Source organism: Streptomyces sp. NPDC026092 (assembly GCF_040638605.1).
Taxonomy (GTDB): Bacteria; Actinomycetota; Actinomycetes; order Streptomycetales; family Streptomycetaceae; genus Streptomyces.
Genome location: NZ_JBEZYN010000006.1, coordinates 86,596 through 99,129, shown reverse-complemented (window position 1 = coordinate 99,129; position 12,534 = coordinate 86,596). Strand labels below are relative to the sequence as shown.

The following is a 12,534-nucleotide window of genomic DNA, read 5'->3' as shown; positions in this document are numbered from 1 at the left end:
GAGTGCAACGAACTTGTTGCGAGATCAGTGAACACAACGTAGCGTTTCTCTTGTCAGAAACACGGAGCACGGAAACAGAAACCAGGAGAAAACCATGCAGAAGTTCGCCACCACCGCCCCGATCGCCGCCGTTCTCGACATCGCCGCCGGCCGCGTCCAGGTCATCGCCGCCGACCGGGCCGACGCCACGGTCGAGGTCCGGCCCGCGAACGCCTCGAAGAGCCGCGACGTGAAGACGGCCGAGCAGACCACCGTCAGCTATGGCGACGGCGTCCTGCGGATCACGACACCGCCCGCGAAGAACGGGCTCCTCGGCAACGTCGGCTCCGTCGAGGTCACCGTCCAGGTGCCCGCCGGCTCCCGCGTCGAGGGCAAGGCGGCCGCCGCCGAGTTCCGGGGCGTCGGACGGCTCGGGGACGTCGCCTTCGACGGCGCGCACGGCACGGTCAAGATCGACGAGGCCGCGAGCGTCCGCCTCACCGCGCTCGGCGGTGACGTCACCGTCGGCCGCCTGAGCGGCCCGGCCGACATCAGCACCCTGAAGGGCGACATCCGGATCGCCGAGGCCACGCGGGGCGCGGTCGTCCTCTCCACCCAGTCAGGCGACCTGTCGGTCGACACGGCGCGCGGGGTCTCCGCCACCCTCGACGCCGGCACCACCCTGGGCCGCGTTCACAACTCCCTCACCAACTCCGCCGGTGCCGCCGCCGAGCTGAACATCAAGGCGACCACCATCCAGGGCGACATCACCGCCCGCAGCCTCTGAACCGTACGAACGGGGGCGATCAGGGGCTTGAGGCAAGGGAGTTGACGGTGAGACCGGTACGGGCCCGTTGTGGGTCTGTTACCGGTCTCACACGTGTGTGCACGGCCCTGGACGCACCCGGTAGCGTGAGCCGACGATTCCGTAGGTCCATCAGTAGGAGTCCCGGTGACGCAGAGCGGACAGGGGCCGGAGCCGCAGTATCCGGCGGTACGGCCCACGCACGAAGGTGTCGTGCTGCCCGCGGAGGGCGGCGTGGAGACCGGCCAGGGCGTAGGCCCGGCCGGCGGCACGCCGTGGGGCGGCGCCTGGGGCCCCGGCGGGGCGCCGCAGGGGCAGCAGCCCCCGCAGCACCAGCCGTCCGCGCAGCCGCTGCCCCCGGCCATGCCGCTCCCGCCGGAGGCCGTGCCGGGCGGGGCCTCGGACATGCAGGCGACGCAGTACATCGCACCGATCCCGTCGCAGGGCGCGCCGCCCGCCGCGGGCCCGGGCCCGATGCCCGGCGCCATGCCAGGTGCGATGCCCGGGGCGCACGGACAGATACCCGCCGACACCCCGCCGCCCGGTGGCTACGGCTACCCCGCGCCCGCCCAGCCGCCGGTCCAGCCCGGCTACGGCTACCCTCCGGCCGCGCCCTCCCACGCCGACATGCAGGCGACCCAGCACATCCCGCCGGTCGCCGCCCAGGGCCCCGCCCAGGGCGCCGGTTCGGACACGCAGTTCCTCGGCACCGGCCCCCTCGGCCGGCCGCAGCAGCCCGCCGGGGCGTCGGACGCGACCCAGTACATCGCCCCCGTACCGGCGCAGACGCCCGGTGAGCGGCAGCCGCCCGCCGAGTTCGACAACCTCTTCCGCAGCGACTCCACGCAGCACATGCCGCAGCCGCACCAGCCGCCGCAGCGGCAGTTCCAGCAGGCGCCGTACAGCCCGCCCGCCCCGCAGGCCCCGCAGCAGCAGTTCCAGCAGCAGCCGCCCGTGCCGCCCGGCTTCCAGGGCGCGTACCAGGACGACTACGACGACGAGCCCGAGCCGCGCCGCAGGTCGCCCCTCGCGCTGATCGCCGCCGTCGTCGTCGGCTGCGCGGTCGTCGGCCTCGGCGCCGGCGCGCTGCTCAGCGGCGGGGACGACGAGAAGGACAAGGGCCCCGGCCAGAACGTGGCAGCCAGCTCCGGCGCCCCCTCGACCGCGCCCGGCGACAAGGCCGCCGACCCCGCCGAGCCGCAGGCGCAGGCCCTCGACAAGCTCCTCGCGGACAGCAACAACAGCCGTGACGCGGTGATCCGCTCGGTCGAGGCCATCAAGCAGTGCAAGAACCTCGACCAGGCCGCCGTCGACCTGCGCGACGCCGCCGGACAGCGGCGCGCCCTGGTGACCCGGCTGCAGGGCCTGACCATCGACAAGCTCCCCAGCAACGCCGACCTGAACACCGAGCTCACCAAGGCCTGGCAGGCGTCGGCGTCCGCCGACGACCACTACGCCGCCTGGGCGGACCAGGTCAAGGGCAACAAGAAGCTCTGCAAGGGCGGCAAGGCCAAGGGCACCTCGCACACCGTCGAGGCCGGCAAGAAGAGCTCCGACGCCACGATCGCCAAGCGCAAGGCGGCGGCGCTGTGGAACCCGACCGCCGAGAAGTACGGTCTGTCCAAGCGGACCCCCACCCAGCTGTAGGGAGGGGCGCCCGGCTCGGCGCTCCGAACCGTTACGGAGCGCCGAGGACGGTGTCGCCGACGTCGACGAAGCCGGGCTTCTGCGCCACGAGCTGCCCCTTGCGGACCACCTGGAACGTCACCTCGTGGTTGACGATCCGCGGGAAGCGGGGGGCGCCGAGCATGTCCTCGTACCGCCAGCGCAGCTTCGGGGTGAGGCCGCCGGTGTCGATCTCCACCCCGCGGTCGAGGGCGTGCGCGACGGCGGCCGCCGAGATCGAGTCGGTGTCGAGCGACTCGATCACCTTCTTCAGGACGGTGTACGCGATCCAGGTCGTCTGGACGCCCGCGTCGGTCGGGTCGACCCGGTTGTCGACGAACGCGTGGTCCTTGATGACCTTGCGCATCGGCCCCCAGCGCTCGTCGTTCGCCTCCGGGTACCAGCCGGTGACGTACGCGCCCTCGAAGGGGCTGTGCGCACCGCCCGTACGGTCGACGACGGGCTGGCTGACGCTGCCGAGCACGGAGGAGATCCGTACGCTCTCCGCGCCCTTGCCGTCCTCGCCGTCCTGACCGTTCCGGCTGTCGTCCCGCTCCTGCGCGGGGAGGCGCCGGAAGGAGTCGAAGAAGGTCTGGGTGCGCTCGCCGAGGACGGCGGCGACGCAGCCGTCCTCGCCGCCGGCCTTGGCGCGGGCCCGCTTGGCCTGCGCGGTGTACTCGGCGGCGTCCTCGACGGCCGGGATGTCGGTGGCGCCGTCGTGACTGCTCTTGCGCAGCCCGGAGTTGAGAAGATCGGGCAGCTTGTCGCCGGCGAGGGTGTCGGGCCTGACGAGGGAGACCTTGCGGCAGTCCTCGGCGAGCTGCATGCCGTGACCGGCCATGAGCGAGGCGAGGCCGCCGTTCACCGGGTAGGAGAGCGGGCTGGTGAACTCGTCCTCGGAGACGCCGTATCCGCCGATGTACGGGATCTCGGCGGCCTCCAGGGGCGCCATGAAGGCGCGGCCGTTCTGGCTGTACGAGCCGACGACGGCGACGACCTTCTCGCTGACCGCCCGGCGGGCGCAGGCGGCGGCGCCGGCCGAGGTGTTCTGCTCGTTGCAGGTGAGAATCTTGAGCTCGTGGCCGTCGATCCCGCCGGAGGCGTTCACCCAGCGCGCGTAGGCCTGGGCCATCGCGGGCATGCCGGGCTGGTTGGTGGCGCGAGTCCCGTCGGGTGCCCACGTCATGACGGTGACGGGCTCCCTGGATCCCCCCGTGGTCCCAGGGATCACGCCACAGCCGGTGAGCAAGGACGCACCGGCCGCTGTCGCCGTGACGTATGCGAGGAGTGAGGTCATGCGCCTACCGGTCATGGGCACGCACAATTCCGCCTCACGGGTAACGCAGAAGTGTGCAGAGTTCAACGAGGGGTGACGTGAGGGTGAATTACCGGGGGTGACGCCCTGGTGGGGACTGCGCGGGGAGGCTGCCGAGGGAGTTCCGGAGGGTTACCGGGAGGGTTGCCGGAAGGATGCCGGAGGGGCGCCGGAAGGGTGCTGGTCGGGCGATCTTGATGGGGAACGTACGATCGAACGGTGTCCAGTCCAGTCTCAGGTTCGGTGAACTCTTCCCGTCGCGGCCGTCGCTCCTCCACCATGGGCGGCATGCCGCTCAACGACTTGCCGTGGTGGCGCTGGCGCAGCAACGTGCGCTCCGCGCTGCACATGCTCTCCGACCCCACGTTCCACGAGACCACCTGGCTGACCGGCCAGGAGGGGTACGGCGACGTCACCGACGCCGTCTACCGCCTGGTCGAGGACACGTGGCTGGACAACTGGTCCGCCGAGAAGTACGTCGGAACGATCTTCCGCGACTCCGGCGAGGCCGCCCTGGTGGACGTCGCCGTGCTGCGGGTGCTGCGGATCATGCACCAGGTGGGGCCCGACGCGCCGTTCTCCGCGTACATGGAGCACCACGGCTGGCCGGAGGCCGTACGGGCCGCCCGCGAGGCACACATACGGATGGCGCAGTCGGACGGCGAGGACCCGGACACGCCCCCGCGCTCGCTCGAGGTCCTCCGCATCATGACGGGGTCGGTCGGGGCGTGACCGCGCCCGTCCGCCGTTTCATGGCCGGGTCCGCCTGACGGACTCGGGCCGTGCCCGCCGTGCGCGGTGTGGCACCCTACGGGGATGACCGACCAGTACGTCCTCACGCTCTCCTGCCCCGACAAACAGGGCATCGTGCACGCCGTGTCGAGCTACCTCTTCATCACGGGCTGCAACATCGAGGACAGCCAGCAGTTCAAGGACCGCGACACGGGCCTGTTCTTCATGCGCGTCCACTTCTCGGCGGAGGAGCCGGTGACCGTGGAGAAGCTCCGGGCGAGCTTCGCGGCGGTGGGCGACTCGTTCACGATGGACTGGCACATCAACCGGGCCGACGAGCGGATGCGCGTCGTGCTGATGGTGTCGAAGTTCGGCCACTGCCTGAACGACCTCCTGTTCCGCTCGCGGATCGGGGCGCTGCCGGTCGAGATCGTCGCGGTCGTCTCCAACCACACGGACTTCTCCGAGCTGGTGAGCTCGTACGGCATCCCGTTCCGGCACATTCCGGTCACGAAGGACAACAAGCCGGAGGCGGAGGCCGAACTGCTCGCCCTCGTCCGCGAGGAGAACGTCGAGCTGGTCGTGCTCGCCCGCTACATGCAGGTGCTCTCCGACGACCTGTGCAAGCAGCTGTCGGGCCGGATCATCAACATCCACCACTCCTTCCTGCCGAGCTTCAAGGGCGCCAAGCCCTACCACCAGGCGCACGCGCGCGGCGTGAAGCTGATCGGCGCGACGGCCCACTACGTGACGGCCGACCTCGACGAGGGCCCGATCATCGAGCAGGAGGTCGAGCGCGTCGGCCACGAGGTCACCCCGGACCAGCTGGTCGCCGTCGGCCGCGACGTGGAGTGCCAGGCGCTGGCCCGCGCGGTGAAGTGGCACGCGGAGCGCCGCATCCTGCTCAACGGCCGCCGCACGGTGGTCTTCGCGTAAGGGTCCTCGAACCTCTACAGCCTGCTGAGCGAGGCCGCCGCGAAGAGGACGTCGCGGATGGCCTCGCGGTCGCCGTCCTGGCCGGCCGCGGCCTCCTCCGGCGGGATGTGGCCCGCCACCAGCTGGCAGAACTCGACGCCGTCCATCGCCACCTGGGCCACCGCGTGGTCCGGGGAGCCGACGGCCGCCGGGGAGTCCAGGGCGATGTACCAGTGGCCGCCGCCCGAGCCCTCGACCTCCAGGTGGAGGGAGCGGCCGGGTGCGCCCGCCGCGACCAGGTGACGCGACGGGGACGCCAGGCCCGCGCGGCGCCGGTCGGCCAGGGCCGCCGGAAGCAGCCGGGCCGCCAGGTCGATCATGCCGTGCAGGTGCGTGCCGCTCGGCGGCTCGTACGGGTACGCCACCGCGTTCGCGATGTCGTCCGCGTGCACCCAGCACTCGAAGGCCCGTTCCAGGAGCGAGTCCCGCATGGGCAGCGCGAAGTCCCCGTACGTCACCGTCAGGTCGGCGACGCCCCGCCCGGCGAACGAGACCGTGCGGATCAGGGTGTGGCTCTGCTCCCGCCACGGCTCGCGCACCTCGCGCGTCGGCGGGTGGTACGAGCCCCGCCAGTACTCGTCCGTCCGCTCCGAAGGCGTCACCGCCGTGGTCTTCGGGCCCAGCGGGTCGTCCAGGCCGAGCGCGGTCGACACCAGTCCGTCCACCGTCAGCAGATGTCCGATCACCCCGGCGACCGTCGTCTTGCGGGTGACCGGGCGCTCGCCCTCGAACCACTTCAGCCGGACCGGCGCGTGCCACTCCGACTCGCCGATGTCCCGCAGCAGCGCGTCGAGCCGGGCCGTCTCCGCGTCGTACGGAGTCGCCCAGGCCGGCACCGGGATACGGGCCGGGCGGCGGCCCAGACAGTTCTCCAGGACCCGGGACCGAAGCAGCGGGTCGAGGTCCAGGTCGCGCTCGGAGTGCAGCAGCCCGACCGCGTCCCGCAGCCGCAGCGCCTCGTCCGCGCACGGGGCGCACTCGGTCAGGTGATCCTCGACGGCCTGGGTCTCCTCGGGCGAGCAGGCGGAGAGGGCCCAGGCGCCGAGGAGCGATTTCAGGACACCGTGCGGGGGCGGCGGGGGCGGCGGGGGAGGAGCGGCGGCGAGGACAGGCTCGTCGTGCGTCTCTACGGGGCTCGAAGTCAGTCCTCCCGCCGGACGCGCCGCCGGCTCCGCCGTCAGGTCGGCATGGTCGTCCGCGGCCGCGCGCGGTCCAGGTATCCGGGGAGCGCGCGCCACCTCGTCGGGCGTGTCGTCGGGGCCGTTCACAGTGAGCGTCCGTACCCGGGAGGCGAGGAGCCCTCCAGCGGGCGGGTGTTCGCCGTCGACAGCAGCTGAAGGCCGAGCCGCAGCCGGCGCCGCGCCTCGTCCTCGGTGACGCCGAGGTCGGCGGCGGTCTGGCGGTAGTCGCGGCGCTGGAAGTAGGCCAGTTCCAGCGCGGCGCGCAGCGGCGCCGGCATGGAGGTCACGATGTAGTCGGCGCGGGCGGCGACCGAGGCCTGGCGCACCTTCTGCTCCAGCTCCTCCGCGGAACCCTCGCCGGTCTCGGCGTACGCCGTCGCCTCGGTCTGCCGCAGCCGGTGCACGGCCTGACGCTGGGTCAGCTTGGCGACCCAGGAACGCATGTTGCCCTGCTTGGGGTCGTAGGCGTCGGGGTTCTCCCAGATGTAGCCGAAGACCTCGCGGGTGACCTGGTCGGCCGCGCCGTCGTCGTCGAGGACCCGGTGGGCGAGGCTGTGGACCAGGGAGGCGAACCGGTCGTAGAGCTCGCCGAGCGCGGCGGCCTCACCGCGCGCCAGCCGCTGCTGCATCCTGCGGTCCCAGCGCGGTGGTGTGTCCTTCGCCATGCGTCGACCTCCCGACCCGAGTTCACCCTCCAAAGTAATGGGCCGTCCGGCAGTGCACGCCCCTTTGTGACAAGTACGCCCCCAGGGGCGTACCGGATGGTAAGGAACACGTCGTTCCCGATCCCGGTGGTTTCGAGCTGCGATCCCCGGGCAGCGGGAGGGGATGGGAACGACCGCCTCCGCTTGAAACCACCGCTTCCTCCCGAAGGGCGCGACGCGTGAACCTCCACGTCGACGTTGAAGAGCTGGGCCCCTGGACCGTGCTGCGGATCCAGGGGGAGCTGGATCTGCTGACCTCGCCCCTGGTCAGGAGACGGGTCCACGACGCCGTCGCGGGCGGCCGGCACGACGTCGTGCTCGACCTCTCAGGGGTGCTTTTCTGCGACTCCAGCGGGGTCGGCGTACTGATCGCCTCCCGCCGCCTGATGCGCTCCTGCCGAGGCCGCCTCCGGGTGGTCCTCCCCGCCCGCGGCTCGGAGGACGCCTCCCACGTCAACCGCGTCCTCGCCGCCCTCGGCGTCCGCCGCCTCTTCGACGTCTACGGCGACGCGACAGCAGCCGTCGACGACGAGGCCCAACCCCTCTCGGCGTGACCCGGGACCCCCGCCGCTCTCGGCACGACGGCCCGGATCGTCGTACCCTCCGTGGCATGGAGCCCATGGAAACCGAGCAGGATCCCGGACAGCTCTTCGAGCACCGGATCGCCCGTCGATTCGCCGCCTTCGACCAGGACGGCGACGGGACGATCTCGCGCGAGGACTTCAGCACGGCGGCGAAGCGCCTCCTCACGGAGTTCGACGTCTCCTTCCGGTCCGACCGGGGCCAGGCGCTGTGTGACGGTGCCGAGGCGTTCTGGCAGGGCATGGCGGGGATCGCGGACGTCGACGGAGACCAGAAGGTCAGCCGCGAGGAGTTCCTCGGCGGCGCCGTGAAGCGGCTGCACGACCACCCCGAGCGGTTCGCCGAGATCGCCCGGCCGTTCCTGCACGCCGTTCTCGCCATCGCCATGACCCCCGCCGATGTGGAGCGGGCGCTGCTCGCGCTCGGCATCCCGCCGGTTGCGGCCGCGCTGAGCGCCCGTACGCTCCCGACCGTCGCCTCCGGGTCCGTCGACGAGCAGGCGGCGGTCGGTGCCTTCGCGCACTACTTCATGACGGAGTAGGCGTCCCGGAGCCGAAGCGCTCCCTGAGCTTGTACTTCAGGACCTTTCGCAGCGTCTCGTTGCGGGGCAGGGCCTCCACGACCTCCAGCTGTTCCGGCAGCTTGTGTACCGAGAGGCCCTGCGCGCGCAGGAACTCCGTGACCGCCGCGAGCGTCAGCGGGGCCGCGCCCGGTGGCTGCTCGATCACCGCGCAGACGCGTTCGCCGCGGTCGGGGTCGGGGAGGCCGATGACGGCCGCGTCGCCGACGCCCTGGTGCTCGTGCAGGAGGTCCTCGATCTCCTTGGCCGAGATGTTCTCGCCCTTGCGGATGATGATGTCCTTGATCCGTCCGGTCAGGACCAGATGCCCGCTCGCGGTGACGTGGCCGACGTCGCCGGTGATCAGGAAGCCGTCCTCGTCGAAGGCTGCCGCGGTCTGCGACGGGTCCAGATAGCCCTGGCAGACGGCCTCGCCCTTCAGCCGGACCTCTCCGGAGCCGTTCCCGGAGCCGTCGTCCGCGATGCGGATCTCCATGCCCTTCGGCGGTCGCCCCTCCGTCGTCGCCAGGTTCTCCACCGTGTCGTCCGGCGACCCCATCGTGATCATCGGGACCTCGGTCATGCCGTACCCGTGCGTGAGCTGGCAGCCCATCTCGCGGACCACCGCGTGGTAGACCTCCGGCGGCTTCGGCGCCCCGCCGCCCGCGAGCAGCCGCAGACTCGGTATCAGCTTCTCGCCGGGCGGCAGCTTGCGCTGCTCGGCGAGGAACATCGAGTAGAAGGCCGTCGACCCGCCGGCCACGGTCACCCCGTGCCGGCGGTACTCCGCCAGCGCGTCGGGCAGCGCGAACTGTTCGAACATCACGGCGGGGAATCCGTACAGCAGGAGCATCACCGTGTAGTCGGGCCCGGCGATGTGGGCGTACGGGAAGGCCATCGAGCCGATGTCGTCCTCGGTCAGGTGCAGCGCGTGCGCGAGGCACGAGCCGCCCGCGACGAGGGAGCGGTCGGTGTGCAGGACGCCCTTGGGGTCGGAGGTCGTGCCCGACGTCCAGTAGATCCATCGGACGTCCGTGCCGTTGGAGGGGGGTGGGGGGAGCACCGCCGGGTCCCCGTCCGGTAGTGACTCCGGGGCGTACGCCTCGAAGATCCCGCGCGCGCCGAGCCGGTGCGCCATCTCCGTGTGGTCGAAGCCGCGCCACACGCCCGGTACGGCGAAGAACTCGGCCTTCGACTCGCGCAGCGCGAAGCCCACCTCGCGGTCCCGGTAGAACGGGATGACCGGGGACTGCACCGCGCCGATGCGGGCGAGCGCGAAGGAGAGGACCGCGGTCTCGATCCGGGTCGGCAGCTGCCAGGCCACGACCGTGCCGGGCCGCACCCCCATCCCGTACAGCCCGGCGGCGCACCGCTCGGCGCGGTCGCGGAGTTCGCCGAAGGTGAGGGTCCTGTCCTCCTGGAGCAGGACGGGCCTGCCGGGGGTGAGGGCGGCGCGGCGCTCGACCAGCTCCCAGAGGGTGCGGGAGGTGCCCAGGGTGTGTGCGGTGTCGGTCATGACGGTCCCCTCCGCGTCCATCGGCGTCCATCTGCGCTCGCAACTGACGGGTAGTCAGATTGACTCGAGAGCGTAGAGGTCCGCTGCTTGTCGGTCCAGGGGGCTGGGGCTAACCTGAGCCCGATCGCTATCTGACGGGTCATCAGAAATCGGGAACGCCAGCGGCAACGGGAGACTCTCATGGCGGAACTTCCACGGATCATCAGCGTCGACGACCACGTGATCGAACCGGCCCACCTCTTCAAGACCTGGCTGCCGGCCAAGTACCGCGACCGGGGACCCCAGCCGCTGACCGCCGGGATCGGCGAGCTGGCGTACGTCGGCGGGAAGTACCAGATCACGATGGACCCGGACGGCCCACCGACCGACTGGTGGATCTACGAGGACCTCAAGTTCCCGTACAAGCGCAACATCGCCGCCGTCGGCTTCGACCGGGACGACATGACCCTGGAGGGCATCACCCGCGAGGAGATGCGGCGCGGCTGCTGGGACCCGGTCGCGCGGCTCAAGGACATGGACCTCAACCATGTCGAGGCGAGCCTCTGCTTCCCGACCTTCCCCCGCTTCTGCGGCCAGACCTTCGCCGAGGCCAAGGACAAGGAGGTCGCCCTCGCCTGCGTCCGCGCCTACAACGACTGGATGGTCGAGGAGTGGTGCGGCGACAGCGGCGGCCGGCTCATCCCGCTCTGCATCATCCCGCTCTGGGACATCGACCTGGCCGTCGACGAGATCCGCCGGAACGCGGCGCGGGGAGTGAAGGCCGTGACCTTCTCGGAGATCCCCACCTATCTGGGGCTCCCCTCCATCCACTCCGGCTACTGGGACCCCTTCTTCGCGGTCTGCCAGGAGACCGGCACGGTCGTCAACATGCACATCGGCTCCAGCAGCCAGATGCCCGCCGCGTCCCCCGACGCCCCGCCCGCCGTCCAGGCCTCGCTCAGCTTCAACAACGCGATGGCCTCGATGATGGACTTCCTGTTCAGCGGGGTGCTCGTGAAGTTCCCGAGGCTGAAGCTGGCGTACAGCGAGGGCCAGATGGGCTGGATCCCGTACGCCCTGGAGCGCGCCGACGACGTGTGGGAGGAGCACCGGGCCTGGGGCGGCGTGCGGGACCTGATCCCCGAGCCGCCGTCGACGTACTACTACCGGCAGATGTTCTGCTGCTTCTTCCGCGACAAGCACGGCATCGCCTCGCTGGACGTGGTGGGCAGGGACAACGCCACCTTCGAGACCGACTACCCGCACGTCGACTCGACCTTCCCGCACACCAAGGAGGTCGCCCTCGACCACGTCCAGGGACTCGACGACGAGACGATCTACAAGCTGATGCGCGGCAACGCCATCCGCATGCTCGACCTCGACGTCGACCGGGGAACCGTCTGATGGACCTTGACGACGGTCCGGGCGAGGAGGAGTTCCGGGCGCGGCTGCGGGAGTGGCTCGCGGCCGTCCTGCCGACGCTGCCGCCCAAGCCCGACCCGCTGGACTGGCCGGGCCGGCGGGTGTACGACTGCGGCTGGCAGCGCCGGTTGCACGACGCGGGGTACGCGGACGTGCACTGGGACGCCTCACCGACCCAGCGGCTGATCTTCCTGGAGGAGACCGAGCGCGCGGGCGCCCCGTACGTGGGCGCGAACTTCGTCGGGCTGCTGCACGCCGGGCCGACGATCGCCGCCGAGGGGACGGCCGAGCAGCGGGAGCGCTGGCTGCCGCCGGTGCTGCGCGGGGACGAGGTGTGGTGCCAGGGCTTCAGCGAGCCGGACGCCGGATCGGACCTGGCGGGGCTGCGGACCCGGGCGGTACGGGACGGGGACGCGTACGTCGTCTCCGGCTCGAAGATCTGGACCTCGCACGCGGAGGTCGCCGACTGGTGCGAGCTGCTCGTCCGCACGGACGCGTCGGGGCCGAAGCACGGGGGCATCACCTGGCTCGCGATGCCGATGGACGCGCCCGGGATCACGGTCCGCCCGCTGCGGACGCTCGCCGGGTCGACGGAGTTCGCGGAGATGTTCCTCGACGAGGTCCGGGTGCCGGTCGCCAACCGGGTCGGGGAGGAGAACGACGGCTGGCGCGTGACCATGGTGACCCTGTCCTTCGAGCGCGGCACGGCCTTCGTCGGCGAGGTCGTCGCCTGCCGGCGTGTCCTGACCGAACTCGCGGGCGCGGCACGGAAGAACGGCAGCTGGGACGACCCGGTGGTGCGGCGACGCCTCGGACGGCTGAGCGCCGAGTTCCGGGCGCTGTGGCGGCTGACCCAGTGGAACGTCAGCGAGGCGCAGGCGGTGGGGGGTGTGCCCGGCATCGGGGGCTCGGTCTTCAAGCTGCGGTACTCGCACGCCCGTCAGGAGCTGTACGACGCGGCGGCGGAGGTCCTCGGCCCGGACGCGCTCGACCTGGGGCGGGAGTGGAACCTCGACCGGCTGTCCTCGCTCTCGTACACGATCGCGGCCGGTACCAGTCAGATCCAGCGGAACATCGTCGCCGAGCGGATCCTCGGCCTGCCGAAGGGGCGGTGAGTGCG

The 12,534-nt window shown here is 71.5% G+C and carries 12 protein-coding genes; 8 read left to right on the top strand and 4 right to left on the bottom strand.

Translation table 11 applies throughout. The annotated features are described in order from the left end of the window. Nucleotides 1-94: 94 nt before the first annotated feature. Together AB0F56_RS11765 and AB0F56_RS11760 are read left to right on the top strand one after the other, a co-directional pair. The gene (locus tag AB0F56_RS11765; RefSeq protein ID WP_362007158.1) at nucleotides 95-766 is read left to right on the top strand and encodes a DUF4097 family beta strand repeat-containing protein; all 672 of its coding nucleotides are present in this window, start codon (nucleotides 95-97) and stop codon (nucleotides 764-766) included. A 165-nt stretch (nucleotides 767-931) separates the two neighbouring features. Beyond that, entirely contained in the window at nucleotides 932-2,431 is a 1,500-nt protein-coding gene (locus tag AB0F56_RS11760; protein ID WP_362007155.1) for a hypothetical protein, read from the top strand. A gap of 31 nt (nucleotides 2,432-2,462) precedes the next feature. Here the strand turns inward: AB0F56_RS11760 and AB0F56_RS11755 are convergent, their stop codons facing one another. Beyond that, nucleotides 2,463-3,761, bottom strand: a complete 1,299-nt coding sequence (locus AB0F56_RS11755) for an ABC transporter substrate-binding protein (protein WP_362007153.1) — start codon at nucleotides 3,759-3,761, stop codon at nucleotides 2,463-2,465. 282 nt (nucleotides 3,762-4,043) lie between these two features. Here AB0F56_RS11755 and AB0F56_RS11750 point away from each other — a divergent pair, with 282 nt between their 5' ends. Then, nucleotides 4,044-4,496: a hypothetical protein gene (locus tag AB0F56_RS11750; RefSeq protein ID WP_362007863.1), complete on the top strand. Its 453-nt coding sequence runs from the start codon at nucleotides 4,044-4,046 to the stop codon at nucleotides 4,494-4,496. 84 nt (nucleotides 4,497-4,580) lie between these two features. Beyond that, nucleotides 4,581-5,432, top strand: a complete 852-nt coding sequence (gene purU / locus AB0F56_RS11745; protein ID WP_362007151.1) for a formyltetrahydrofolate deformylase — start codon at nucleotides 4,581-4,583, stop codon at nucleotides 5,430-5,432. Nucleotides 5,433-5,446: 14 nt separating this feature from the next. Here purU and AB0F56_RS11740 read toward each other — a convergent pair whose 3' ends face one another. Beyond that, nucleotides 5,447-6,739 (bottom strand): maleylpyruvate isomerase N-terminal domain-containing protein, encoded by a 1,293-nt coding sequence (locus tag AB0F56_RS11740; protein ID WP_362007149.1) that lies wholly within the window; start codon nucleotides 6,737-6,739, stop codon nucleotides 5,447-5,449. Continuing rightward, nucleotides 6,736-7,317, bottom strand: coding sequence for a sigma-70 family RNA polymerase sigma factor (locus tag AB0F56_RS11735; protein ID WP_362007147.1), 582 nt, complete (start codon nucleotides 7,315-7,317; stop codon nucleotides 6,736-6,738). Before AB0F56_RS11735 ends, AB0F56_RS11740 begins: the two co-directional genes overlap by 4 nt. A gap of 218 nt (nucleotides 7,318-7,535) precedes the next feature. Here AB0F56_RS11735 and AB0F56_RS11730 point away from each other — a divergent pair, with 218 nt between their 5' ends. Continuing rightward, on the top strand, nucleotides 7,536-7,910 hold the full coding sequence (locus AB0F56_RS11730) for an STAS domain-containing protein (protein ID WP_362007146.1): 375 nt from the start codon (nucleotides 7,536-7,538) through the stop codon (nucleotides 7,908-7,910). 56 nt (nucleotides 7,911-7,966) lie between these two features. Next, on the top strand, nucleotides 7,967-8,479 hold the full coding sequence (locus tag AB0F56_RS11725; protein WP_362007143.1) for an EF-hand domain-containing protein: 513 nt from the start codon (nucleotides 7,967-7,969) through the stop codon (nucleotides 8,477-8,479). Here AB0F56_RS11725 and AB0F56_RS11720 read toward each other — a convergent pair. Next, complete coding sequence (locus AB0F56_RS11720; RefSeq protein ID WP_362007140.1) at nucleotides 8,466-10,013, bottom strand: AMP-binding protein; 1,548 nt, start codon at nucleotides 10,011-10,013, stop codon at nucleotides 8,466-8,468. The two genes, AB0F56_RS11725 and AB0F56_RS11720, sit on opposite strands and share 14 nt — an antisense overlap. 180 nt (nucleotides 10,014-10,193) lie before the next feature. Between AB0F56_RS11720 and AB0F56_RS11715 the strand changes: the two genes are divergently transcribed. Next, complete coding sequence (locus AB0F56_RS11715; protein WP_362007137.1) at nucleotides 10,194-11,396, top strand: amidohydrolase family protein; 1,203 nt, start codon at nucleotides 10,194-10,196, stop codon at nucleotides 11,394-11,396. Then, nucleotides 11,396-12,529, top strand: a complete 1,134-nt coding sequence (locus AB0F56_RS11710; protein WP_362007135.1) for an acyl-CoA dehydrogenase — start codon at nucleotides 11,396-11,398, stop codon at nucleotides 12,527-12,529. Before AB0F56_RS11715 ends, AB0F56_RS11710 begins: the two co-directional genes overlap by 1 nt. Nucleotides 12,530-12,534 lie beyond the last annotated feature (5 nt).

Excerpts from the sequence above, each read along its gene's own strand:
- AB0F56_RS11725 (WP_362007143.1), top strand. The coding sequence starts at position 7,967 with ATGGAGCCCATGGAAACCGAGCAGGATCCCGGACAGCTCTTCGAGCAC.
- AB0F56_RS11750 (WP_362007863.1), top strand. The coding sequence starts at position 4,044 with ATGGGCGGCATGCCGCTCAACGACTTGCCGTGGTGGCGCTGGCGCAGC.
- purU (WP_362007151.1), top strand. The coding sequence starts at position 4,581 with ATGACCGACCAGTACGTCCTCACGCTCTCCTGCCCCGACAAACAGGGC.
- AB0F56_RS11720 (WP_362007140.1), bottom strand. The coding sequence starts at position 10,013 with ATGACCGACACCGCACACACCCTGGGCACCTCCCGCACCCTCTGGGAG.
- AB0F56_RS11710 (WP_362007135.1), top strand. The coding sequence starts at position 11,396 with ATGGACCTTGACGACGGTCCGGGCGAGGAGGAGTTCCGGGCGCGGCTG.
- AB0F56_RS11735 (WP_362007147.1), bottom strand. The coding sequence starts at position 7,317 with ATGGCGAAGGACACACCACCGCGCTGGGACCGCAGGATGCAGCAGCGG.
- AB0F56_RS11765 (WP_362007158.1), top strand. The coding sequence starts at position 95 with ATGCAGAAGTTCGCCACCACCGCCCCGATCGCCGCCGTTCTCGACATC.
- AB0F56_RS11715 (WP_362007137.1), top strand. The coding sequence starts at position 10,194 with ATGGCGGAACTTCCACGGATCATCAGCGTCGACGACCACGTGATCGAA.
- AB0F56_RS11755 (WP_362007153.1), bottom strand. The coding sequence starts at position 3,761 with ATGACCGGTAGGCGCATGACCTCACTCCTCGCATACGTCACGGCGACA.